At 63.0% G+C, this 24,428-nt stretch carries 25 protein-coding genes; 14 read left to right on the forward strand and 11 right to left on the reverse strand.

What is annotated here, in order from left to right; translation table 11 throughout:
• Window positions 1–27: 27 nt before the first annotated feature.
• The 6 genes from purF to PQU96_RS11615 all read right to left on the reverse strand — a co-directional run bounded on the left by purF (window position 28) and on the right by PQU96_RS11615 (window position 5,035).
• On the reverse strand, window positions 28–1,572 hold the full coding sequence (purF, locus tag PQU96_RS11590; RefSeq protein WP_272772509.1) for an amidophosphoribosyltransferase: 1,545 nt from the start codon (window positions 1,570–1,572) through the stop codon (window positions 28–30).
• Between the two features lie 72 nt (window positions 1,573–1,644).
• A complete protein-coding gene (locus PQU96_RS11595) occupies window positions 1,645–2,136 on the reverse strand; it encodes a CvpA family protein (protein ID WP_272772510.1) in 492 nt (163 codons plus the stop codon).
• Entirely contained in the window at window positions 2,133–2,927 is a 795-nt protein-coding gene (locus PQU96_RS11600) for an SPOR domain-containing protein (protein ID WP_272772511.1), read from the reverse strand. The genes PQU96_RS11595 and PQU96_RS11600 overlap by 4 nt, the downstream gene beginning before the upstream one ends.
• A gap of 9 nt (window positions 2,928–2,936) precedes the next feature.
• Complete coding sequence (folC, locus tag PQU96_RS11605; RefSeq protein ID WP_272772512.1) at window positions 2,937–4,205, reverse strand: bifunctional tetrahydrofolate synthase/dihydrofolate synthase; 1,269 nt, start codon at window positions 4,203–4,205, stop codon at window positions 2,937–2,939.
• Window positions 4,206–4,211: 6 nt separating this feature from the next.
• Window positions 4,212–4,661 (reverse strand): protein YgfX, encoded by a 450-nt coding sequence (locus tag PQU96_RS11610; protein ID WP_272772513.1) that lies wholly within the window; start codon window positions 4,659–4,661, stop codon window positions 4,212–4,214.
• Between the two features lie 11 nt (window positions 4,662–4,672).
• A complete protein-coding gene (locus PQU96_RS11615; protein WP_272772514.1) occupies window positions 4,673–5,035 on the reverse strand; it encodes a hypothetical protein in 363 nt (120 codons plus the stop codon).
• A 144-nt stretch (window positions 5,036–5,179) separates the two neighbouring features.
• Here PQU96_RS11615 and PQU96_RS11620 point away from each other — a divergent pair, with 144 nt between their 5' ends.
• From PQU96_RS11620 to PQU96_RS11675, 12 genes are all read left to right on the forward strand, one after another.
• Window positions 5,180–7,096, forward strand: a complete 1,917-nt coding sequence (locus tag PQU96_RS11620; RefSeq protein WP_272772515.1) for an ATP-binding cassette domain-containing protein — start codon at window positions 5,180–5,182, stop codon at window positions 7,094–7,096.
• Window positions 7,093–7,602 carry a C40 family peptidase gene (locus PQU96_RS11625; protein WP_272772516.1) on the forward strand — a complete coding sequence of 170 codons (510 nt, stop codon included), beginning with the start codon at window positions 7,093–7,095 and terminating at the stop codon, window positions 7,600–7,602. Before PQU96_RS11620 ends, PQU96_RS11625 begins: the two co-directional genes overlap by 4 nt.
• A gap of 6 nt (window positions 7,603–7,608) precedes the next feature.
• Entirely contained in the window at window positions 7,609–8,181 is a 573-nt protein-coding gene (locus PQU96_RS11630; RefSeq protein ID WP_272772517.1) for a hypothetical protein, read from the forward strand.
• A 221-nt stretch (window positions 8,182–8,402) separates the two neighbouring features.
• Window positions 8,403–8,867: a TRAP transporter small permease subunit gene (locus PQU96_RS11635; protein WP_272772602.1), complete on the forward strand. Its 465-nt coding sequence runs from the start codon at window positions 8,403–8,405 to the stop codon at window positions 8,865–8,867.
• The gene (locus PQU96_RS11640) at window positions 8,864–10,354 is read left to right on the forward strand and encodes a TRAP transporter large permease (RefSeq protein ID WP_272772518.1); all 1,491 of its coding nucleotides are present in this window, start codon (window positions 8,864–8,866) and stop codon (window positions 10,352–10,354) included. The genes PQU96_RS11635 and PQU96_RS11640 overlap by 4 nt, the downstream gene beginning before the upstream one ends.
• A 130-nt stretch (window positions 10,355–10,484) precedes the next feature.
• Window positions 10,485–11,573 (forward strand): TRAP transporter substrate-binding protein, encoded by a 1,089-nt coding sequence (locus tag PQU96_RS11645; RefSeq protein WP_272772519.1) that lies wholly within the window; start codon window positions 10,485–10,487, stop codon window positions 11,571–11,573.
• Window positions 11,574–11,673: 100 nt separating this feature from the next.
• Entirely contained in the window at window positions 11,674–11,964 is a 291-nt protein-coding gene (locus tag PQU96_RS11650; protein ID WP_272772520.1) for a hypothetical protein, read from the forward strand.
• 87 nt (window positions 11,965–12,051) lie between these two features.
• The gene (dnaE, locus tag PQU96_RS11655) at window positions 12,052–15,501 is read left to right on the forward strand and encodes a DNA polymerase III subunit alpha (protein ID WP_272772522.1); all 3,450 of its coding nucleotides are present in this window, start codon (window positions 12,052–12,054) and stop codon (window positions 15,499–15,501) included.
• 51 nt (window positions 15,502–15,552) lie between these two features.
• The gene (locus PQU96_RS11660; protein WP_272772523.1) at window positions 15,553–15,870 is read left to right on the forward strand and encodes a hypothetical protein; all 318 of its coding nucleotides are present in this window, start codon (window positions 15,553–15,555) and stop codon (window positions 15,868–15,870) included.
• Between the two features lie 181 nt (window positions 15,871–16,051).
• Window positions 16,052–16,273, forward strand: coding sequence for a DUF1653 domain-containing protein (locus tag PQU96_RS11665; RefSeq protein WP_272772524.1), 222 nt, complete (start codon window positions 16,052–16,054; stop codon window positions 16,271–16,273).
• Entirely contained in the window at window positions 16,273–17,172 is a 900-nt protein-coding gene (locus PQU96_RS11670) for a histone deacetylase family protein (RefSeq protein ID WP_272772525.1), read from the forward strand. Before PQU96_RS11665 ends, PQU96_RS11670 begins: the two co-directional genes overlap by 1 nt.
• A gap of 342 nt (window positions 17,173–17,514) precedes the next feature.
• Complete coding sequence (locus PQU96_RS11675; protein ID WP_272772526.1) at window positions 17,515–18,252, forward strand: peptidylprolyl isomerase; 738 nt, start codon at window positions 17,515–17,517, stop codon at window positions 18,250–18,252.
• Between the two features lie 108 nt (window positions 18,253–18,360).
• Here the strand turns inward: PQU96_RS11675 and PQU96_RS11680 are convergent, their stop codons facing one another.
• Window positions 18,361–19,299 (reverse strand): GGDEF domain-containing protein, encoded by a 939-nt coding sequence (locus PQU96_RS11680; RefSeq protein WP_272772527.1) that lies wholly within the window; start codon window positions 19,297–19,299, stop codon window positions 18,361–18,363.
• 391 nt (window positions 19,300–19,690) lie between these two features.
• Here PQU96_RS11680 and PQU96_RS11685 point away from each other — a divergent pair, with 391 nt between their 5' ends.
• Together PQU96_RS11685 and PQU96_RS11690 are read left to right on the forward strand one after the other, a co-directional pair.
• Entirely contained in the window at window positions 19,691–19,948 is a 258-nt protein-coding gene (locus PQU96_RS11685) for an acyl-CoA-binding protein (RefSeq protein ID WP_272772528.1), read from the forward strand.
• A 300-nt stretch (window positions 19,949–20,248) separates the two neighbouring features.
• The gene (locus PQU96_RS11690; protein WP_272772529.1) at window positions 20,249–21,553 is read left to right on the forward strand and encodes a nucleotide sugar dehydrogenase; all 1,305 of its coding nucleotides are present in this window, start codon (window positions 20,249–20,251) and stop codon (window positions 21,551–21,553) included.
• 153 nt (window positions 21,554–21,706) lie between these two features.
• Here the strand turns inward: PQU96_RS11690 and PQU96_RS11695 are convergent, their stop codons facing one another.
• From PQU96_RS11695 to PQU96_RS11710, 4 genes are read right to left on the reverse strand one after another with little or no spacing between them, the layout of a single operon-like run.
• Entirely contained in the window at window positions 21,707–22,135 is a 429-nt protein-coding gene (locus tag PQU96_RS11695; RefSeq protein ID WP_272772530.1) for a type IV pilus modification PilV family protein, read from the reverse strand.
• The gene (locus PQU96_RS11700) at window positions 22,135–23,274 is read right to left on the reverse strand and encodes a hypothetical protein (protein ID WP_272772531.1); all 1,140 of its coding nucleotides are present in this window, start codon (window positions 23,272–23,274) and stop codon (window positions 22,135–22,137) included. The genes PQU96_RS11695 and PQU96_RS11700 overlap by 1 nt, the downstream gene beginning before the upstream one ends.
• Before the next feature lie 11 nt (window positions 23,275–23,285).
• On the reverse strand, window positions 23,286–23,876 hold the full coding sequence (locus PQU96_RS11705; protein WP_272772533.1) for a PilW family protein: 591 nt from the start codon (window positions 23,874–23,876) through the stop codon (window positions 23,286–23,288).
• A complete protein-coding gene (locus PQU96_RS11710; protein WP_272772535.1) occupies window positions 23,870–24,427 on the reverse strand; it encodes a GspH/FimT family pseudopilin in 558 nt (185 codons plus the stop codon). Before PQU96_RS11710 ends, PQU96_RS11705 begins: the two co-directional genes overlap by 7 nt.
• Between the last annotated feature and the right edge of the window lies 1 nt (window position 24,428).

The raw sequence follows: 24,428 nt of genomic DNA on the forward strand, positions 1-24,428 counted from the left end.
AGCCAACCCTTGTCGTTATATAGAAATTCAGATCAGGTTTTGTTCGGCAACATTCAGGTTGAGGTCAACCATCTGGTTGCTGCTGTCTTCCTCTTTCTGCTCGCTGGCCGCCTTGCCCTTCTTGCGTGCTGCCTCGATGGCGTCCAGATAGGCTTCGTTGATGTCGCCGGTGATGTAGCAACCGCTGAAGCAGGACGCCTCGAACACGTTCAGCTCGCGATTCAGGCCCTGCACCGCCTGCTCCAGCGCTTCCAGCTCCTGGTAGATCACCGCATCGGCACCGATCTCGGCGGCGATCTGCGTGTCGTTGCGGCCGGTCGCCAGCAGCTCGGCACGGGTCGGCATGTCGATGCCGTACACGTTGGGGAAGCGTACCGCCGGCGCTGCCGAGGCGAAGTACACCTTCTTGGCGCCGGAATCGCGCGCCATCTGCACGATTTCCTTGGAGGTGGTGCCGCGCACGATGGAATCGTCCACCAGCAGCACGTTGCGGCCGGCAAATTCCAGCGGTACCGGGTTCAGCTTCTGGCGCACCGACTTCTTGCGCACCGCCTGCCCCGGCATGATGAAGGTGCGGCCGATATAGCGGTTCTTGATGAAGCCTTCGCGGTACGGCAGGCCCAGCGCGCTGGCCAGCTGCATCGCGCTCTGGCGGCTGGAATCCGGAATCGGGATCACCACGTCGATGTCGATGTCCGCGTACTGGCGGCGGATCTTCTCGGCCAGCATCTCGCCCATCACCAGACGCGACTGGTAGACCGACACGCCGTCGATCACCGAATCCGGACGTGCAAAGTACACGTACTCGAACAGGCACGGTGCCAGCTGGGTGTTTTCGGCACAGACACGCGCCTGCATGTCGCCGTCGAAGGTGACGTACACGCACTCGCCCGGCTGCACGTCGCGCAGCACCTTGAAGCCGGAGCAGTCCAGCGCCACCGATTCGGAGGCGAACATGTACTCGGCCTTGCCGTCGACCTCGGTGGCACCCATCACCATCGGGCGGATACCGTGCGGATCGCGGAACGCCACCAGTCCGTAACCGGCGATCATCGCCACCACGGCGTAGGCACCCTTGACGCGGCGGTGTACCGCCTCGACCGCACCGAATACCGCATCCGCGGTCAGCGTCGCGTTCTCGACGCGGGCCGCAATCTCGTGCGCAAACACGTTGAGCAGCACTTCCGAATCGGAATTGGTGTTGATATGGCGCAGGTCATTGCGGTACATGTCCTGCTTCAGCTCGTCGGTATTGGTCAGGTTGCCGTTGTGCGCCAGCACGATACCGAACGGCGAGTTGACATAGAACGGCTGCGCCTCGGCCAGGCTGGATGCCGAGCCGGCTGTGGGGTAGCGCACATGACCAATGCCTGCATTACCGAACAGCGAGCGCATATTGCGGGTGCGGAACACGTCCCGCACCAGGCCGCTGCCCTTGTGCATGTGAAAGGTCTTGCCATTGGCCGTAACAATCCCGGCTGCGTCCTGACCACGGTGCTGCAACAATTGCAAACCGTCATACAACAGCTGGTTTACGGGCGACTGACCCACCACCCCCAAAATTCCACACATAGCTCATCCCCAGACTACACGAGTAAAAACAAGGGGTGACAGCGGATCGCACCATCACCCCTCTTGGTACTGCTAAAAAAATTTCACCGCTTGCGCCAGCGTATCCGGCAGCCACGGTCGGGCTGCCAGCGCCACCGCCTCGAAAGGCTGTACCAGCAAGGCGTCGTGCCAAAAACTCTGTTGCGGCATGGTACTCATCCCACCCAGCATTACCAGCACCGTGACCAGCAGCAGGCCACGGGCCAGGCCGAACACGACGCCAAGAAAACGGTTGACGCCCCCCAGACCGACCGCATCGATCAGCGCGGTCAGGGTGACGCGAAACAATGCGGTTGCCAGCCAAGTCAGCAACAGCAAAACCACGAAGGCGGCAATCAGCTGCAGCCCCTGGCCGGCCAATGGCATGAAGCCGGCGACCTCCGGGGCGAAACTGCGCGCCACCCAGAACGCCAGCAACCACGAACTCAGCGACAGCAGCTCGGCGGCCAGGCCGCGGAACAGCGCCACCGCCATGGAACCTAAGATGATGGCTAGAATCAGCCAGTCAAGAGCCGTCAGCATCATTTGGTGACAATGATTCCCGACACGCCGGCCCGTTCCAGTTTACGCAACGCGGCATCGGCTTCGGCACGGCTGCCGAACGGGCCGACACGCACCCGTGTCACCTCGCCCTTGCTGGTCTGCGCCTTGCTGAAACGGGCGGCCACGCCGGCTGAGGAGAGGCGCTGTTTCAGCGCGCTGATCTTGTCCGGATCGGACAGCGCGGCCAGCTGCACCTGGTATTTTTCGGCCGTCGCCGCGGTGGTCGCTGCGCGTGGCGCCGCCGCCTCGCGCCCTTCCAGAATCGCCATCGGGTCCGGTGCCGACTTCTTCTCTGCCACGACCGGCTCAGGCTTCTTGTCGGCCGCCTTCGGCGTCACCGGTTTCGGCTCGGCTGGTTTCGGCTCGGCTGGCTTGGGCGCGACCGGTTTCGCCTCCGCAGGCGGCACCACCTTGGCCTGAGCGGCTGGCGCAACGGCCGGTGCCACAACGGGCACGACGGCCTGCGGACGGCTGGCCTCGGCGGCCGGCGGCGGCGCCAGCACGCTGTCTTCCGGTGGCAGCGTGGCGAGAATGTCGGTTTCCTGCGGCGCCGAGGCCGCCACGGGCGGCGCTGCGACGGGGGCAGGAACCGGTGCCGAGGCCGGCAGGCCGGAGATCTCGACCTGCTCCGGCTTCATTTCCTGCTCCGGCAGTGCGTCCAGCACATTCCACAACACGGTGGTGGCCACCAGCACCAGCACGATGGCGCCGACCAGGCGGCGGCGCGCCCGCTTGCGCAGCATCAGCAGTTCATCGTGTGCAGAAAGAGACATCTGGCGTCCTCAGGCGTGATTGGTTTTCGCGGCCATCACTTCGGCGACGGTGTGGAAGGATCCGAAGACCACGATTCTATCATTCTCCCCTGCCGCCGATAAAGCCGCGCGCCACGCCTCGGCGACGCTGGCGAACGGTTTCACCTTGGCCACGCCCTGCTCATGCAGCTGGCTTGTCAATGCTGCGGCGGTTTGGCCACGCGGCATATCCAGACCGCCGACAAACCACTCGTCGAACTCGTCCTTCAGCGCCGCCACCACCGCCGGCAGGTCCTTGTCGGACAGCATTGAGAACACGGCAAAGCGGTTCTGCGCGTAGGCCATGCGCTTCAGGCTGTCCGCCAGCGCGCGGGCGGCGTGCGGATTGTGGCCGACGTCGAGTATGGTCAGCGGCCGTCCCGGCAGCACCTGGAAACGCCCCGGCCAGTCCACCTCCAGCAGGCCGCGCTTGATGGCGCCGATGCCGACCGGCAGCAGCGGGCGCAACCCTTCCAGCGCCGCCAGTGCCGCCGCGGCGTTGATCATCTGGTACTCGCCGCGCAGCGCCGGCACCGGCAAGGCGTGGCGGTGCACGTCGCCCATGTGGAACGACCACTGGTGATCGAGACGGGTGATGCCGAAATCCTTGCCCACCAGCCGGAGATCGGCGCCAAGCTTCGCCGCATGCTCAAGCAGGCTTTGCGGCGGATTGGGGTCGGCGCAAATCGCCAGCTTGCCGGCACGGAAGATGCCGGCCTTCTCGAAGCCGACCAGCTCGCGGGTGTCGCCAAGATAGCTCTGGTGATCGAGATCGACGCTTACCACCACCGACACATCCGGCTCGAAGATGTTGACCGCGTCGAGACGGCCGCCGAGGCCGACTTCCAGCACCGCGACATCGACCTGCTCGTCGATGAAGGTGTGCATCGCCGCCAGGGTGCCGAACTCGAAGTAGGTCAGCGTGGTGCCGCCCCGGGCTGCCTCGATGGCGGCGAAGCTCTGCACGATGCGCTCGTCGCTGACCGGCTGCATGTTGATGGCAACGCGCTCGTTGTAGCGCAGGATGTGCGGCGAGGAGTAGGTGCCGACCTTGAAGCCGGCACGCTCCAGTATGGTGGACAGCATGGCGCAGACCGAGCCCTTGCCGTTGGTGCCACCGACCAGCACCACCGGGAACGTTGGCCGCAGGCCCATCGCATCGCGCACCGCGCTGACCCGCGCCAGGCCCATGTCGATGGTGGCAGGGTGGATCGATTCCAGATGGGAGAGCCAGTCGTTCAGGGTGTCAAAACTTGCCATGCTTGATTACATCCGTTCGGTTTCAGGGTTGCCGGCGCCGCGGCACCAGCGCACATAGACGCGCAACGCGCGGTGGGTGTCGGCCGGCACCGCGTCCGGCCATACCAGCAGTTTGTAGCGGCGGCCGTTGTCGTCGCTCACGCTGAGTACCACCAGCAGCGGCAACGCGATACTGGCCGGCAACAGGCTGACGCGGCAGGCCCGGCCGCCCTGCTGCAACTGCAACACGCCGCGCATGTCGACGGCAAAGCCGTCGAAGGTTGGCCGCAGCATGCCGCTCTGGCGCAGCACCTGCCAGCCGCAGCCGGCGGCCGCCAGCGCCACCACCAACGCGAGGTCACGCTCCAGAAAGGACAGTGCCGCCAGCAGCATCAGCAGCGCCACGCCCACCAGTACGACGGCAAGGCGTGACGCCGCCAGCGTGGCGGCAAAAGGGCTGACGCGGCTAGCGTGCATCGCGGCGGCGGTCAGTCTTCGTCGACGTCGACCGGGGAGTTCATGATGTCGGCGTCGACGGTGTCCAGCAGCGTGGAGTGCACCTCGACGTCGAACCATTCCCAGAAGGTTTTCAGCGAGCGGTCCTGCGGCCACAGCGCCTCGTCCTCGTACCACGACGACAGTTCGATGCGGAACAGCTTGTCGTACATCTCGTCGATGTGACCGATCGCCTCTTCCGGCTCATCGAATTCGGGCAAAAGGATCACCGTGCAGTCGGCACGCAGCGCGTCCAGCGACAATTCGATCATGTCGTTGTCCGGCACGGCATTCAGCCACGCCAGAAACGGGGCCTTGGGCTTGATAACGGCAACGGAGCGATCAACAAAGTACATGGCAAATCCTTTCGCATTGACCTGCAGCGCAGGTCTTCGGTTGGCGCGCATTGTAACAGCGACCGCCCCCGAGGCGAAGGGCGATGCAGCCACATGCTACAATCCGCTCCATTGCAATAAGAAGACAGCCTCCCGCATACCATCATGGCCCTGATTACCGTAGAAAAAGCCTGCCTCGCCTTTGGTCACCACGCACTGCTCGACAAAGTGGATTTCTCGCTGGAACCCGGCGAAGTCGTCGGCCTGATCGGCCGCAATGGCGCCGGCAAGTCGTCGCTGCTGAAGGCGATTGCCGGCAGCATCAAGCTCGACGACGGCCGCATCAACCAGCAGGGTGACCTCAAGGTCGCCAACGTGCCGCAGGAGCCGCTGTTCAGCGAGGGCCACACCGTATTCGAGGCGGTGGCCGAGGGGCTGGGCGAGCTGCAGCAGCTGCTCACCGACTACCACCACATCACCCAGCAGCTGTCCGACCCTGCGGCCAACCATGAGCAGGTAATGGCGCGCATGACCCACATCCAGCAGGAGCTGGAAGCACGGGACGGCTGGCAGTTCGACGCGCTGATCAGCACCACGCTGTCGCACCTCGGCCTCAACCCGGACACGCTGGTCAGCGACCTGTCCGGCGGCTGGAAAAAACGCGTGGCGCTGGCGCGCGCGCTGGCCTCGCGCCCGGACGTGCTGCTGCTGGACGAACCGACCAACCACCTGGACATGAGTGCCATCGAGTGGCTGGAAGGGCTGATGAGGAGCTTCAGCGGCAGCGTGCTCTTGATCACCCACGATCGCCGCTTCCTCGACAACGTCGCCACCCGCATCATCGAGCTGGATCGCGGCATCCTGCGCAGCTACCCCGGCAGCTTCAGCGCCTACCAGGTGCGCAAGGCGGAAGAGCTGGCGATCGAGGAAGAACAGAACCGCCTGTTCGACAAATTCCACGCCCAGGAAGAGGTGTGGATCCGCAAGGGCATCGAGGCGCGCCGCACCCGCAACGAGGGTCGCGTACGCCGCCTGGAACAGATCCGCCGCGAACGCGCCTCGCGCCGCGAGCGTGTCGGCCAGGTCAACTTCCAGCTCGACGCCGGCGAACGCTCCGGCAAGCTGGTGGCCGAGCTGGAACACGTCAGCAAGGGCTTTGACGGCAAGCAACTGATCAAGGATTTCACCACCCGCATCCTGCGCGGCGACAAGATCGGCCTGATCGGCCCCAATGGCGCCGGCAAGACCACGCTACTGAAGCTGATCCTGGGCGAACTGGAAGCCGACAGCGGCAGCATCAAGCGCGGCACCAAGCTGGAAGTCGCCTACTTCGACCAGTTCCGCACCCAGCTGGACGAAGAGACCAGCGTCGCCGACATCATCAGCCAGGGCAACGACTTCGTCGAAATCGGCGGTCAGCGCAAGCACGTGATGAGCTATCTGGAAGACTTCCTGTTCTCGCCGCAGCGCGCGCGCAGCCCGGTGAAGTCACTGTCCGGCGGCGAACGCAACCGCCTGCTGCTGGCGCGCCTGTTCACCCGCCCGGCCAACGTGCTGGTGCTGGACGAACCGACCAACGATCTCGACATCGACACGCTGGAATTGCTGGAAGAACTGATCGAGCAGTACAGCGGCACCGTGTTCCTGGTCAGCCACGACCGCGCCTTCCTCGACAACGTGGTGACGCAGGTGATCGCCTTCGAGGGCAATGGCAAGCTGGAAGAATATCCGGGCGGCTACCAGGACTGGCTCGACACCAAGGCGCGCATGGCCTCGCTGAAACAGGAGGCGCCGCGCAAGGAGGCGGCGGCCAACGTCGAGGCCGCCAAGAGCGAGCGCGACCGCAGCAACCGCACACAAAAACTGAGCTTTAATGAAAAGCGCGAACTGGAACGGTTGCCGGCGGAAATCGCGGCACTGGAAGACGAGCAGGCCGGGCTGAACCAGAAGCTGCTGGACCCGAACGTGTACCGCGACGCGCCGCAGGACGCGCGCCAGTGGCAGGCGCGCATCGAGGAGATCGAACTGCTGCTGCTGGAAAAACTCGAACGCTGGGAAATCCTGGAGAGCAAACAGTCATGACCCGCCGCTGGCCTACCCTCTTGCTACTCGTCCTGCTGGCGGGCTGCGCCAGCACTCCCTCGAAAACCGTGCTCAAGCCCAAGCCGCGCCCGCCGGCGGCCAGCAACCTGTCCGCGCTCAAGGCCGACGGCGTCAACCGCGAAATCCTGCTCTACACCCTGAGCCTGCTCGACATCGACTACCAGTTCGGCGGCAGCAACCCGGAGGCCGGCCTCGACTGCAGCGGCATGGTCGCCTACATCTACCAGCACGCCGCCGGCATCCGGCTGCCGCACAATGCGGCACAGATCGCGGCGCTGGCACGGCCGATCGCCAACCACCAGCTGCAGGTCGGCGACCTGGTGTTCTTCAACACCATGAACCGGCCGTTCTCGCACATGGGGCTTTATATCGGCGACGGCAAGTTCGTGCACGCGCCGCGCAGCAACAGCGTGATCCGGGTCGACCGCCTCGACAACCGCTACTTTGCCAGCCGCTTCGAGGGTGCGCGCACCCTGTTCGGCTAAAACGCCGTGAGTAGCGCGCCCTGGCAACAGCGCTGGCGACAGTGGCAGGCGCTGCGCCCGAAACTGCACCGCGACGGCGCCTCGCTGCCGGCCGCGCTGCTGCTGGCCGGCCTGCAACGACAGCTCGACAGCGAGCAACTTCAGGTCATTTCCCTGCGGTTGCAGCCGCAGGAAAGCGTGCTGGAGCTGGATATACAACAGCCGCTGCGCGCCCGCCTGCAATTATCTTTCCACTTCGGCGAGCTCGACTGGCCCAGTCGCACCCTGCTGATCCACTACCGGCTGCAGGGCACACCGCACGACAGCGGCCTGATCCGGCGCACGCTCGGCACCCTGCTGCTGACGGCGCTGGATGCCGGCCTTGGCAGCCATCTGCTGCAAAGGTTGGCCGCAGAGCTGGCTTTCCTCGACATCCAGCCGCAACACATCGTTGTCCACCTCGACCAGCTGCCACCGTTTGCCCGCTGGCAGACACAGCCCTTCCCCGGCCAATCCCTGGCCCGCCATCTACAGCTGAAATCCGTCACCACTCCACCCGGCCACCTGCGCCTGACCCTGGGCTGGCACAGGCAAGGGTAATCCCCTATGTCATACCGCTTTGCAAGGGCAAATGACTATGCTCTTATAGCCACACACCGCTAGACGGTGGCGGCGTTGGAGAGCGCTGCAAAAAAACAAGGCCACAGAGCCTCACAACACATTAGGAGAAAACAGTGCAATTGCTGCTTGCCTTGTCGCGTCTTATCGACGCGATCAACGCACGCATCGGTCAGGCTGCGTCTTGGCTTGTCCTGGTGGTCGTGCTTATCAGCGCGGGTAACGCTGTGGTGCGCAAACTGTTCAACGTCAGTTCGAACGGCTTGCTGGAAATCCAGTGGTACCTGTTTTCTGCCATCTTCCTGCTGGCAGCCGCCTACACCCTGCAAAAGAACGAACACATCCGCATCGACCTGCTGGTCGGCAAGCTGTCCGCGCGCGGTCAGGCCGTCGTCGACATTGTCGGCACCCTGCTGTTCCTGATGCCGGTCTGCTACCTGCTGATCAGCTTCGGCTGGCCGATGTTCCTCGACGCCTGGAACAGCGGCGAGATGTCGTCCGACGCGGGCGGCCTGGTGCGCTGGCCGGTCTTCCTGCTGATCCCGGTTGGTTTTGCGCTGCTGATGGCCCAAGGCCTGTCCGAGCTGATCAAGCGCGTTGCCTTCCTGCAGGGCCTGATTCCGAATCCGGCCATCAAGTCCAACGACCCGCACAAGGAGCCAGCATGAGTCTCGACCTGATGGCCCCGATCATGTTCGTGTCGCTGATCTTCTTCCTGCTGATCGGCTACCCGGTTGCCTTTGCCCTGTCCGCCGTCGGCCTGCTGTTCAGCTGGATCGGCATCCACTTCGATCTGTTGCGCCCCGAGCTGTTGCAGGCCCTGCCCAACCAGGTCTACGACATCATGCGCAACGACACGCTGCTGGCGATCCCGTTCTTTACCTTCATGGGGCTGATCCTGGAGCGCTCCGGGCTGGCGGAAGACATGCTGGACACCATCGGCCAGCTGTTCGGCACCATGCGCGGCGGCATCGCCTACGCGGTGATCTTCGTCGGCGCGCTCTTGGCAGCCACCACCGGCGTGGTCGCCGCCTCGGTGATCTCGATGGGACTGATCTCGCTGCCCATCATGCTGCGCTACGGCTACGACACCCGAATCGCCACCGGCGTCATTGCCGCCTCCGGCACGCTGGCGCAGATCATCCCTCCGTCGCTGGTGCTGATCGTGCTGGCCGACCAGCTGGGCACCTCGGTCGGCGACATGTACGCCGGCGCCATGCTGCCCGGCCTGTTGCTGTGCGCGTTCTACACCGTGTTCATCTTCATGGTGTCGATGGTGAAACCGCAGTGGGTCCCGGCGCTGCCACCGGAGGCCCGCACCCTGCGCGGCGCGGCGCTGGGCAAGCGCGTGGTGCTGGTGATGATTCCGCCGCTACTGCTGATCTTCCTGGTGCTGGGCACCATCTTCCTCGGCATTGCCACCCCGACCGAGGGCGGCGCCATGGGCGCGGTCGGCGCCATCATCCTGGCGATGATGAACCGTCGTCTGGACATGTCACTGCTGAAGCAGGCAATGGACTCCACCGTCAAGCTGTCCACCTTCGTGGTGTTCATCCTGATCGGCGCCCGAGTGTTCCGCATCGCCTTCCTCGGCGTTGATGGCGACAAGTGGGTCGAGCACCTGCTCACCAGCCTGCCCGGCGGTGCCACCGGCTTCCTGATCACCGTCAACATCATGGTGTTCTTCCTGGCCTTCTTCCTCGACTTTTTCGAGATCGCCTTCATCCTGGTGCCACTCTTGGCGCCGGTGGCACAGAGCCTGGACATCAACCTGGTGTGGTTCGGCGTCATCCTGGCGGTGAACATGCAGACCTCCTTCATGCACCCGCCGTTCGGCTTCGCGCTGTTCTACCTGCGCAGCGTGGCACCGAAGGAAGTGAAGAGCACGCAGATCTACTGGGGTGCGGTGCCCTACGTGGTGATGCAGCTGATCATGGTCGGCACCCTGATCGCCTTCCCCGGCCTGGTCACCGGTTCGCTGCACGCCGAGGTGAAGACCAACGCCGACGACGCAGCGTCGATCATGCAGCAGATGGAGACAACACCTAGCAGCGACCTGCCGCAAGGCATCGAGATCCCGGCCGGCGACGCCTCCGCCGCCGACGGCGACAGCCAGCAATCGGACGCACTGCTCAAGGAACTGACTGGCCAATAAGCAGCAAGCGAGGCATCATGCCAATGGCAACATGCCTCGCTCGCCAAACCGCAAACGCATTACCGACAACATCCTCTGGCGGCACGCATCGCCCGGGACACACAGCAAGCACAACACAAAGGAGATCACGGTGGAAAGACGTTCGTTTCTGAAGAAAGCCGGCGCGGCCGGCCTGGTAGGCGCCGGGGTATCGGCACCGGTACTGGCCGCCGAAGGACCGGCTATCCGCTGGCGCCTCGCGTCCAGCTTCCCTAAAAGCCTGGATACCATCTACGGTGGCGCCGAGCAGCTATCCAAGCGCGTGGCCGAGCTGACCAGCGGCAAGTTCCAGATCCGTGTCTTCCCGGGCGGCGAGATCGTGCCGGGCACCCAGGTGCTGGATGCGGTGCAGAACGGCACCGTCGAGTGCGGCCACACCTGCGGCTACTACTATGTCGGCAAGAACAAGACCTTTGCCTTCGACACCACCATGCCGTTCGGCCTGACCTCTCGCCAGCAGAACGCCTGGCTGTACTACGGCGGCGGCATGAAGTTGCTGCGCGAGTTCTACGCCAAGTACAACATCGTCAACTTCCCGGGCGGCAACACCGGCACCCAGATGGGCGGCTGGTTCCGCAAGGAAGTGAAATCGCTGGCCGATCTCAAGGGCCTGAAGATGCGTATCCCGGGCTTCGGTGGCGAGATCATGGCCAAGCTGGGCGCGGTACCACAAACCCTGGCCGGCGGCGACATCTACCCGGCACTGGAAAAAGGTACCATCGACGCCACCGAATGGGTCGGTCCCTACGACGACGAGAAGCTCGGCTTCTACAAGGTGGCCCAGCACTACTACTATCCGGGCTTCTGGGAACCAGGTCCGAACATCTCGTTCTACGTGTCGAAGAAGGAATGGGACAAGCTACCGGCCGAGTACAAGGCTGCCTTCGAAGCCGCTGCCGCCGAGGCCAACCTCAGCATGCAGGCCGAATACGACGCCAAGAACCCGGTGGCACTGGTCAGCCTGCTGCAAAAAGGCACCAAGCTGCACCAGTACCCTGCTGACATCATGAAGGCAGCACAGAAGGCCGCCTTCGAACTGTACGAGCAGGAGGCGGCCACGAACGCGGACTTCAGGAAGATCTATACCGAATGGAAGAAATTCCGCACCCTGCAGCACGGCTGGTCCAACCTTGCCGAAAGCAAGATGGAAAACTTCATGTACGCCAACCGCGTCAAATAAGGCGCCAGCCACCGCAAAAACCGCGCGTCATGCGCGGTTTTTGCTTTTTGCAGGGGCGGCCGCTAGGCTGAAATGAGGCAACCACCGGGGTAACACCATCATGCGCCAAGCCATCCTGCTGTTCTGGCCGTCCTTCATCATCGCCGCGCTCGCCACCGGCCTGTTCTTCTCGATCTTCGACCCGCAGGAGCTGACCCTGCACGGCGCGCAGCTGTTTGCCGACAAGCTGTCCGCCTACTCGGTGTTTTTCCTGATTGCCTGGGGCTTTGGCGCGCTCAACACCAGCATCGTGCTGCTGCTGGAAAAATCCGCCCGCCAGATCAACGGCTTCCAGCCACCACGGGTGGACCCCGACGCCTACCCCGACGATCCGCCGCAGCTGCGGTCGTGAATCCGCCATCCCAGCTGACATAGTTCGGCGCACCCAGCACGGACAGCAGGGCATGACGCCCGTGCCCTGCCCCGCTACAATGGCGCGATGAACTCACCGCGCTTCGTCCACCTCCGCCTCCATTCCGAATTCTCCATCAGCGACGGCATCGTGCGCCTTGATGACGCGGTCAAACGCGCCGTCAAGGACGGCATGCCGGCGCTGGGCATGTCGGACCTGATGAACCTCTTCGGCATGGTCAAGTTTTACAAGTCCTGCCGCAACAAGGGCATCAAGCCCATCGTGTCCTGCGATATCTGGCTGGAAAACGAGGACGATCGCGACAAGCCGTTCCGCCTGCTGCTGATGGTGAAAAACCGCGCCGGCTACGGCCGCCTGTCCGAGCTGCTGGCCGCCGCCTATACCGGCAACCAGTACCGAGGCCGCGCCGAGATCAAGCGCGAATGGCTGGAGCAAGGCGACAACAGCAACCTGCTGTGCCTGTCCGGCGCCCATCTGGGCGATATCGGCGTGTCGTTCAGCAACGGCAACCCCGACGAAGCCCGTGCCCGCGCTGAGTACTGGGCGCGCCTGTTCCCCGGCGGCTTCTACCTTGAAGTTCAACGCCTGGACAACCAGCAGGTCGAGAACATCGTGCAGTCCACGCTGTGGCTGGCCGGCGAAACCGGGCTGCCGGTCGTCGCCACCCATCCGATCCAGTTCATGGACCCGGACGACTTCAAGGCGCACGAGGCGCGGGTGTGCATCGCCGAGGGCTACACCCTGTCTGACAAGCGGCGGCCGAAGAGCTTTGCCGAGTGCCAGTACTTCCTGTCCACCGACGAGATGCTGGCGCGCTTTGCCGACATCCCGGAGGCGCTGGCGAACAGCGTCGAGATCGCCCGCCGCTGCAACATCAGCGTACAGCTGGGCAAGAACTACCTGCCGGACTTCCCGACGCCGGACGGCATGACGCTGGACGACTACCTGGTACACCTGTCGCGCGAAGGGCTGGAAACGCGGCTGGAAAAACTGTTCCCCGATCCAGAAGTCCGCGCCGTCCGGCGCCCGGAGTACGACGCCCGCCTGGAAATCGAGTGCAAGACCATCATCGACATGGGCTTCCCCGGCTACTTCCTGATCGTGGCCGACTTCATCATCTGGGCCAAGAACAACGGCTGCCCGGTGGGGCCAGGCCGTGGCTCCGGCGCCGGTAGTCTGGTCGCCTACAGCCTCGGCATCACCGATATCGACCCGCTGGCCTACGCGCTGCTGTTCGAGCGTTTCCTGAACCCGGAACGGGTGTCGATGCCCGACTTCGATATCGACTTCTGCCAGGACAACCGCTACCGCGTGATCGAGTACGTGCGCCAGCGCTACGGCGCCGAGGCCGTGTCGCAGATCGCCACCTTCGGCACCATGGCCGCCAAGGCGGTGGTGCGCGACGTTGGCCGCGTGCTGGACCTGCCCTATATGTTCTGCGACGGCGTGTCCAAGCTGATCCCGGCGGCGCCGGGCAAGCAGTACTCGCTGGATGACGCGGTGGAAATGGAGCCGGTGCTGAAGCAGCGACTGGACAACGAGGAAGAGCTGCGCGAGCTGTGGGAACTGGCGAAAAAGCTGGAAGGCATGACCCGCAACATCGGCATGCACGCCGGTGGCGTGCTGATCGCGCCGGGCAAGCTGACTGACTTCTGCCCGCTGTACCAGGCGGCCGGCGATGACACCGTACCGGTGTCGATGTACGACAAGGACGACGTGGAGCAGATCGGGCTGGTGAAGTTCGACTTCCTGGGCCTGCGCAACCTGACCATCATCGACCTGGCGGTGCGCTACATCAAGGCGCTGGACCCGAGCTTCACCACCGACATCAACCTGCTGGAATTCACCGACCCGGCCGCCTACAAGGTACTGCAGCAGGCCAACACCACCGGCGTGTTCCAGCTTGAATCGGACGGCATGAAGCGGCTGCTGGAAAAGCTGAAGCCGGACCGTTTCGAAGACATCATTGCGGTGCTGGCGCTGTACCGTCCGGGCCCGCTCGGCTCCGGCATGGTCGACGACTTCATCCTGCGCAAGGCCGGCAAGCAGGAGGTCGACTACTACCACCCCGACTTGCAAGCCTGTCTCGATCCGACCTACGGCGTGATCGTGTACCAGGAACAGGTGATGCAGATCTCGCAGATCATCGGCGGCTACACCCTGGGCGGCGCCGACATGCTGCGCCGCGCGATGGGCAAGAAGAAGCCGGAAGAGATGGCCGAACACCGCGGCAAGATTGCCGAGGGCGCCAAGATCAAGGGGTATGACCCCAAGCTCGCGGAAATGCTGTTCGACCTGATGGCGAAGTTCGCCGAGTACGGCTTCAACAAGTCGCACACTGCCGCCTATGCGGTGGTGTCCTACCAGACAGCCTGGCTGAAGGCGCACCACACCTCCGCCTTCATGGCCGCCACCATGTCGTCGGAACTGGACAATACCGACCAGCTGAAGATCTTTTACGACGACAGTATCGATAGCAAGAACGGCCTCAAATTCCTGCCGCCCGACGTCAACCACAGCTTCTACCGCTTCGTGCCGGTCGACCGCAAGCACATCCGCTACGCGCTGGGCGCGGTCAAGGGCACCGGTGAATCGGCCGTCGATCATATCGTCGCGGTGCGCAATGCCAGCGGGCCGTTTACCAGCCTGTTCGACTTCTGCCAGCGCACCGACAAGAAGCTGGTGAACAAGCGGGTGATCGAGTCGCTGATCCGCGCCGGCGCCTTCGACAGCATCGACCCCAACCGTGCCCGCCTGTTCGCCAACGTTGGCCTGGCGATGACCGCCGCCGACCAGGCTGCGGCCAACGTCAACCAGGGTGGGCTGTTCGACATGTTCGACGACGACATCGCCCCGCCGGTGGAGATGGTGGACTGCAAGCCGTGGACGCCGGCGGTGCAGCTGGCGGAAGAAAAGATCGCCATTGGCTACTACCTGTCCGGCCATCCGTTCACCGCCTACGAAAAAGAGGTGCGTGGCTTCATCAAGACGCCGCTGAACCGCCTCAGCCCCAAGCGCGAGCCGCAGCTGCTGGCCGGCTTCGTCACCGGCATCCGCACCAAGGTCGGCAACCGCGGCAAGATGGCCTTCGTGCAGCTGGACGACGGCACCGCCAAGATCGAGGTCAGCCTGTTTGCCGAGGCGGTGGACGCCAACCGCACCCGGCTCAAGGACGACGTGGTGCTGGTGGTGGAAGGCAAGGTCAGCGAGGACAAGTTCTCCGGCGGCCTGCGCATCATCGCCGACAACGTGTACGAGCTGGGCGAGGCGCGCAGCCGCTACGCGCGCAGCCTGGCGGTGCAGATGGACAAGCGCCACGACGTCACCACCCTGCGCAACATCCTGACGCCGTACCGCAGCGAGGACGCCGGCTGCCCGGTACGCATCAGCTACAACAACGGCCAGGCGCGCGGCGACCTGATGCTGCCGCCGGAATGGGGCGTGCGCCTCGACGACGGCCTGCTGCTGACGCTGCAGGACTGGCTGGGCGAACAGACCGTCAAGGTCCTCTGGTAACACCGGTGCGTGCGGCCAACGTTGGCCGCACGCCGTCACCAAGGAGCAACCATGCTGCGTATTGCCATCCTGCTGCTGTGCAGCCTGCCGGCGCTGGGCAACGAGTTGTTCATCGGCACCGTCAGCCGCCACGGCACGCAGCTGGTGCTCACCCGTTGCGACGCCGCCAAGAATCGCTACCTGCTGGTCGATGCGGCAGACAATCCGCAGCCGGTGATTCCCACCCTGCTTGGCGCCGGCCTCGATCCGCAACGGCCGACCTACCTCGCGCTGTTTGCCAGGTACGATGCGCGCCAGGGCCGGGACTACCTGATCGTCAGCGCGGTCAAACACCTGGAGCAAGGGCGCAGCTGCCATCTGCCGGACTAAGCACCGCTAACAAGACCTCGCAGAGCCCCTGAGACTAGGCACGCCGATGCAGACAGTACACGTCGTACGGCAAGGAGGCGCAACGCAGGATCAGGGGTTTTGTTAGTGGCGCTAAAGCGGCAACGGCGCAGTTGCGGCCAACCTTGCTCCCCTTAACCACCCGTTTTTCACCGGAGTCACCATGCCCGCCACCGTCGTACCCGGCACCTACCGCCACTACAAGGACAAGCTGTACCAGGTCATCGGCGTCGCCACCCACTCCGAAAGCGGCGAACAGCTGGTGGTGTACCGCCCGCTGTACGGCGAAGGCGCGTTGTGGGTGCGGCCACTGGCCATGTTCTGCGAAATGGTCACCGTCGACGGCCGCAGTGTGCCGCGCTTCGCCCTGCTGCAGGCGGACTGATGCAGATCTACCGCACCGACCAGTTCCCGCTGCCGCTGCCAGACGGCCACCGCTTTCCGGCCGAGAAGTACGCGTTGCTGGCGCATGCGGTCGAGGCCATCGCCGCCGCACACATGGCGACGGCACCTGCTGCGACGCCGGCCGAGCTGGCGCTGGCCCACGACGCCGGCTACATCCACGCCATGTTCGACGGCAGCATCGCCCCGGCGGTCATGCGCGAGATCGGCCTGCCGTGGAGCGCCGCCCTGATCGAACGCAGCGCCCGCTCCACCGGCGCCACCATTGCCGCGGCACGCTCGGCGCTGCTGCACGGCCACGGCATCAATCTGGCCGGCGGCACCCATCACGCCAACCGCCAACAGGGCAGCGGCTTCTGCGTATTCAACGACGTCGCGGTCGCCATCCGCGTGCTGCAGCAGGAAGGCCGCATCCGCCGCGCGGCGGTGATCGATCTCGACGTGCACCAGGGCAACGGCACCGCCGCCATCTTCGCCGGCGACGCCTCGGTGTTCACGCTGTCGCTGCACGGCGCCAAGAACTTTCCGTTTCGCCGCAGCCCGTCGACGCTGGATGTCGAGCTGGCCGACGACTGTGGCGACGCAGCCTATCTCGCAGCACTGACGCCGGCGCTGGCGCAGCTTGCGGCCAACTTTGCGCCGGACATCGTGTTCTATCTTGCCGGCGCCGACCCGTACCGGGGCGACCGCCTCGGACGACTGCAACTGAGCATGGATGGCCTGCAGGCGCGCGACGCACAGGTGCTGGCCCTGTGCGAGGCGCGGCAGTGGCCGCTGGCGGTGATGATGGCCGGCGGCTACGCGGTGCCGATCAGCGACACCGTCGCCATCCACCTCAATACCGTGCGCGCGGTGCTGGCCTGTCACCATGGCCACCGCTAAGCGCCACTAACAAAACCCCTGATCCTGCGTTGCGCCTCCTTGCCGTACGACTTGTACTGCCTGCGTCGGCGCGCCTTGGCTCAGACGCGCTGCGAGGTTTTGTTAGCGACTCTAAACTGTGCCCTGCGCGGCGGAGCATCACGGCAAACCACACCACCGTGCTAAGATAGCGCGCAGTTTTTACGGGGCCGCCTTCCGGCACCGCGCGCCCGGCCCAAGGTTGGCCGCAAGCGGGGGCAGAGAAATCGGCAGCGCGGGATTGAGATTCCGCCCGTCAGCCCCACCTGCACTGCACTCATTTCAAAACCGGCACCACGGTGCCACCATCAGACAGGACACCTCATGGCCATCATCGTTAACGGCGTTGAAATTACCGACGCAATGGTACAAGCCGAGCTGGAAAATCACGCCGATACCCCGAGCCCGCGCGACGCCGCGATCCAGCAACTGGTACTGCACCAGCTGCTGCTGCAACAGGCCCGGGAAAGCGGTTTCGACACCGCCAACGAAGGCCAGGCCATCGGCGCCCTGCTCGACAAGGAACTGCAATTCGTTCCGGCGGACGAAGCCGCCTGCATCGCCTACTACGAAGCCAACCAGCAGCAATTCAAGCAAGGCGACAGCGCCAAGGCCAGCCACATCCTGTTCCCGCTGGGTAGCGGCGACGAGCTGTCCGCCACCCTGGCTCGCGCCAAGGCAGAAGGCGTACTGGCCGAAGTCCAGGCCAACCCGTCGCGCTTCGCCGACCTGGCACGCGAGCACTCCACCTGCCCGTCCGGCAAGCAGGGCGGCGATCTCGGCCAGTTCGGCCGCGGCCAGATGGTGCCGGAATTCGAACAAGCGGTCTTCGGTACCGACGCCGGCCAGATCACCCCGAACCTGGTGGAAACCCAGTTCGGCTACCACATCATCCAGGTCAACGCGCGCAACGAAGGCGGCCAGATCGCCTTCGAGGACATCAAGGATCGTCTGGGCCAATACCTGAACGAGATGGCCGGCCGTCAGGCAATGCACGACTACCTGACCAAGCTGGTCAGCGCCGCCAAGATCGAAGGCTACACCATGCCGGGCATGAACTAAGCCGCGTCATCCGGCTACAACGCCTCGTTACGGCAAGCCCGTAACGGGGCGTTTTTCATTTTCTGGCCGCCAGTCCGGCTCGTACCCGGCCATGTCCGGCCGGCAGCGCTAGCGGCGACAGACCATGTTGCGGCCCTTGCGCTTGGCACTCAGCAAGGCCCGGTCGGCACGCAGCAGCACCTCGTCGAAGCTTTCACCCGGCTGGCGCACGGTCAGGCCGATACTGACCGTGGTCGACAATTCCTGCTCGCCGGAATGGACCGTCAGGCGTTGCACCGCCTGATGCAACTGCACCACGACGTCATTGGCGGCCGCCATGTCGGCATTGCCGAGCACCAGCAGGAACTCCTCCCCGCCCCAGCGCCCGCACAGGTCGTAGTCGGACAACGGCGCAGACAGACTACGCGCAATGGCGATCAGCACCCGGTCGCCGATATCGTGACCGTGCAGATCGTTGAACTGCTTGAAGTGATCGACATCCACCATCGCCAGCGCGTAGCTGCCGCCGCGACGGCCGATGCTCTTCAGGAAGTCGAGCAGGCCGCGACGGTTCGCCAGCCCGGTCAGCGGGTCCAGCCGCGCCTGCATCGCCAGCTGCGCCTCATGCTCCTTCTCCTGGGTGATGTCGCGGTGGGCGCCCAGGATGCGCAGTGGTCGCCCGGCCTCATCCCGCTCCGCCACCCGGCCGCGGTCCCACAGCCAGCACACGCCGCCGTCCGGGGTAAAGGTGCGGTACACCGCCTCGTAACACGGCGTCTTGCCGGCAAGATGCGCGTAGTAGTTGTCCAGCACCGCCTGCCTGTCGTGCGGGTGCAGCTTGGACAGCCAGAGACTGAAGTTCGGCGCCATATCGCCGACTTCGAAGTTCTGGTAGTTGAATACGGTCAGATCGCCCGTTTGCGGGTGCCCCTGCCAGATGCAGATACCGGTGCCGTCCAGCGCGGCATCCAGCTTTTCCTTGAGGTGGGCAACTTCAGCCAGTGCCGCAGCCAGTTGCGCTTGCAGCTGCTGTACCTGGTCGGCGGGGGGCATTGAGCCATCCGTCATTCATTTTTCCTTAGCAGAAACAGTTCGTGAGTCTGACGGCCCCGTAGAAGGCAACGATCATGCCGGGCTGTCATAGCGCCATTCACTTACAGTAAACCGAGATCGAGCCGGCAAGCAGCACATATTGTTTACTTTGAAACAAAAAATTACATATGAATGGGAAGATTCGGCAAAAAAAGACGCCCCGCCCGCCAGGACAAGAATGGGACTGCTTCGCACTCTGTTTGGCGAAAACAGAAACAGGGCCGGCACCCGCAATCAGACCGTTTTAAAACGATCGTTTCATGGTAAATTATAAACCGCCTGGTAGCCACCGCTGCTGCCATGCAGGGCAAACAACACATGAACAAGCCGGCATCCCGAATGCCGCTCACTTTCGCAAGGAGTCAACATGTCCGATCTGCAGACCCAGTTTGAACAAGCACAAAAAGATGTCACCACCCTGGCCGAGCGCCCGGACAACCAGACCATGCTGCAGCTGTACTCCCTGTTCAAGCAGGCCACCTCCGGCGATGTCACCGGCGAACGCCCGGGCATGATGGATTTCATCAACCGCGCCAAGTACGACGCATGGGAAAAGCTGAAGGGTCAAAACGCCGAGGAAGCAATGCAGAACTACATCAACCTCGTTAAATCGCTGATGGCCTGATCGCAGACAGCACAAGCGGCACCACCCAGTGCGGCCACAACAGACCAACACCGACAAGGCCGGTCACGATTACCTCGTGGCCGGCCTTGTCGGCTTTTCGGCATGATGCCAATACCCAATCCGTTTTGCCCGCCTGATACGGACAAGCCGTCCCGACTCTCCGTCCTGCCCCAGAAAATACGCGTCGAAAGCGTTGCCAATGCTTGTTCTTTTCAGGGGCTGGTAGCACAATTCGGCACTAACTTTTTCCGCTTTTAGACAGTGTCCGTGGCGGGCACTGCTTTGTGTATTGGACTCTTGGTGAAACAGAACTTCCTCTCCCGCATTCAGGACAAGTCTGCCGTGATCGGCATCGTCGGACTGGGTTATGTCGGCTTGCCGCTCATGCTGCGCTTTGCCGAAGTCGGCTACAAGGTCCTCGGCTTTGACATCGACAACAACAAGGTCGACAGCCTGCAGCAAGGGAAAAGCTATATCGAGCACATCAGCGCTGACAGCATCCGGCTGGCGCGTGAGCGCGGTTTCGAGGCCACCACCGATTTCAGCCGCGCGCCGGAAGCCGACGCGCTGATCCTGTGCGTGCCGACCCCGCTGAACAAGTACCGCGAACCGGACCTGTCCTTCGTCCTCAACACCATCGACAGCCTGGTGCCCTACCTGCGCGAAGGCCATCTGGTGTCGCTGGAATCGACCACCTATCCCGGCACCACCGACGAAGAACTGCTGCCGCGCATCGAATCGCGCGGCTTCAAGATTGGCGAGAACGCCTTCCTGGTGTTCTCGCCGGAACGTGAAGATCCGGGCAACCCCGACTTCACCACCCGCACTATTCCCAAGGTGTGCGGCGGCGTGACCGAGGCCTGCCAGGAAGTCGGCGTGGCGCTGTACAGCGCGGTGATCGACAAGGTGGTACCGGTGTCGTCCACCCGCGCCGCGGAGATGACCAAGCTGCTGGAAAACATCCACCGCGCGGTAAACATCGGCCTCGTCAACGAGATGAAGATCGTCGCCGACAAGATGGGCATCGACATTCACGAAGTGATCCGCGCCGCCGCCACCAAGCCGTTCGGCTTCGTGCCCTACTACCCGGGCCCGGGCCTTGGCGGCCACTGCATCCCGATCGACCCGTTCTACCTGACCTGGAAGGCACGCGAATACGGCGTCCACACCCGCTTCATCGAGCTGGCCGGCGAAGTGAACTCGTCGATGCCGGACTACGTGATCAGCAAGATCGCTGCGGCGCTGAACCAGCGCAAGAAGGCGATCAACGGCAGCAAGATTCTAGTTCTGGGTATCGCCTACAAGAAGAACGTCGACGACATGCGCGAAAGCCCGTCGGTGTTTCTGATGGAAAAACTGCGTGACCTGGGTGCCGACATCAGCTACAGCGACCCGCACGTACCGGTGTTCCCGAAGATGCGCGAACACCACTTCGAGCTGTCCAGCGTGCCGCTGAGCGCCGAAACGTTGGCCGCCTACGACTGCATCCTGCTGGCTACCGATCACGACCGTTTCGACTACGAGCTGATCAGCAAGCATAGCGACCTGATCGTGGACAGCCGCGGCAAGTATCTGCAGCCGGCGGCCAACGTGGTCAAGGCATAAGCCGACGGAAATCCGCGCGGCAAGATGCCAGCAATAAAAACAGGGCGTAACTTTGAGTTACGCCCTGTTTTCATGATCGCCAGTAATCCCGTAGATCTCGCGGTAATTCGCTTACTCTCAAGCCAAAGCCAATACCTACTCTCAATATCTATGCTACGGGATTGTCACCGGCGTGGCACTGACATTGCTGATACGGGTCGACAGCACGATATTCTGCGACTGGTTTTTGCTGTCGGTCCACGTTACCGTCACGCCGACATCCTTGTAGGCCAACCCACCACTGGCGGCAGTCACCGACCAGCTACGCTGGTAATTGGCGCTACTGCCGCTGGAACTGGCAGCCGTAACCGTATCCGTTGCCGACACCAAGCTGGCGTAGCTTTGCCCGCGCAGCTCTTCCAGCTTTTTCTCTGCCAGCACCACCGCCTCGCTGCGCTGCTTGGACAGGGTATTGGCATTCAGGATTGCGCCATACATGCTGGCGATCGCCAGCAGGCCGCTGGCCAGTACGATGATGGTGATCAGCATCTCCAGCAGGCTGAAGCCAGTCTGCTTCGGCAGCCACGGACCGACACGGGCCATCAGAAGTCTCTCCACGATGCGGCCAACTTGGCGAAGGTTTGTGCAGTTGTCGTGGTAGTGATCGGCGGCAGCGTGATGGTTCCAGTACCGCTATTGACCGACCACCCGATAAAGTCAGTATTAGCCGTAAGTTTGGTAATAGGTCGGTCCGCAATCATGCTGCCGTAAATGGTGGCGCCACCCCAGCCATTCTGATTGCAATCGTCATAATAATAAACAACCCCATAAATGGTCACATTACCGTTTATCTTCGGACAGCCTGCACCTTCATCAAAAATGATAACAACTGCATTATTTGAAGACCCAACGATCTTATTGCTACTCCACGGGGAGATTTCCCAAGGCATTTGCGTATAACTGCCGGGATAATAAAAAATGGTCCTGGGGTCTGACAGCAACTTCTGCTTTTCAGACTCCGCTTTCATCTGTACCTTGGTGGTATTCGGAAAAATGTAATCCCACGCGGTGCCGGTAAAAGCGCCATAGCTGATAGTGCCACCATGCAAATTCAAGTGCCCGGTATCGATCTCGGACGAATTCGTTGAAGACGTCACAATTGCAGCACCGCCCGCCGTATTGGGGTAAACGTCCGGCGTACCGGTAATACCACTCAGCCCCCCCTTGATTACGATCGGCGCCACCGTGGCAATATTCAGCGAGTTCGGCGTAGTCGTCGTCACCGTGGTGGTACCAAGGCGGATTCGCTGACGGATGGTGGCATTGGCATCACCGCTGGCAACAGCACTCACCTCCAGAATCGTTGGCGTCGCGGAGTTGCGCCATAAGGAGACCGCCACCGCGTAAGAGCCGATAGTCTGGCTGCTCACCGAGGACGGAAACGATGCCGCCGTCGCCTTCTGGTTGGTGCCGCTCGGACCTGTGGCATCTGCCGTCCACGCCAGGCTGCTGGTATTGCTGCTGTTGACCAGCCACGCCATCGAGTGCTCCACGCCACCGCGGGCAGCCTCCAGCGCCTTCGACTGGTACAGTTGGTTATTGCCGGTCTTGATCTCGAACAGCATGCCGGAGCTGGTATAGAACACCATCAGACTGGTCAGAAACAGCACCACCAGCGACATGGTCAGCGTGGCCATGCCTTGCTGTGCTTTTGATACGGAAATCATGATCGGGTTACGCATCTTGCAAGCCCTCAATTGAAGGTAAGCGGGCCATTTTCCAGTTTGACCGTTTCCACCAGTGTCTGTTTGACCGCACTGGCATTTTTCAGCTCGCCCACCAGGGTGATGGCGATGGAGCCGGAAGCACTGCTGGGCACAAAGCTCAAGGACGAGATATTGACCACTGCATCATCGGTCACTGCCTCCCAGACATTGTTTGCCCCCGGGGTGCAGGTGTAGCTCGACCCGCTGCTGCGCATATAGACCGCGCCACTCGCGCGCAAGAACCCGTACTTCACATCACTGGGCACCGTGGTCGATGCCGTGGCATTGCGGTCATAGCTGTACAGCACGCAGCCGGCGGTAGAGGTCGTCATGGTCTGGAACGGGTTGGTAGCGGACGCGGTGCTGGCCCAATAACCGGCACGCCGCAGTTCGCGGCTCATCAGCATCATGGTGGCACGCATTTCCTGATTCAGGCGGATCGCTTTCAACGTGTCGCTATTGCTACGAATGTTGTTGATCAGAAAGGTGGTCAGCCCCAGCATCAGCAACAGGCCGATTACCAGCGCCACCATCAGCTCGATCAGGGTAAAGCCGCGCTGCCGGGTAGGTTTCAACATGCCGGATAGGTCCCCGTTAGCCCGACACCCGCCGGCGCGCAAACACTGATGCGGCCAAGCAGCGCCAGGTTCACCTGCGCCTGCTTGCCCAGTGCCGACTCCATGATGACGTGACCGGTGCTCAATGCCACGCCGCGCACCGGGTCGAAGCCGGTCTTGTTGCTGCTGAAGCTGATCCCCGCCGACGCCGGGATCGACACCTTCTGGAAGTCCAGATAGTCCACCCGTTTCAGTGCGCAATAACCGGTGCCGCTGGCCATCACAGAACAGTCGCAGGCCGTTGCCCCCAGAATCATGCCGTAGCACCAGCTGGCGCCTCCGCTAAAGCTGATCTGCACGTTCTGGTTGTTGCGGATGGCTTCCGAACGCGCATATTGCATGTCGCCATAAATGGCATCGACCACCGCCATCAGGCGCCGCTTGTCGATCTGTTCATTCAGCACCGGTACCGCCATCACCAGCAGGATGCCGGTAATGGCCAGTGCCACCACCAGTTCGATCAGGGTAAAGCCCCGGCCAACACCTGTTGTCGTACAAGCCGGATGCTTCATG

The organism is Vogesella margarita (genome assembly GCF_028548475.1).
GTDB lineage: Bacteria > Pseudomonadota > Gammaproteobacteria > Burkholderiales > Chromobacteriaceae > Vogesella > Vogesella margarita.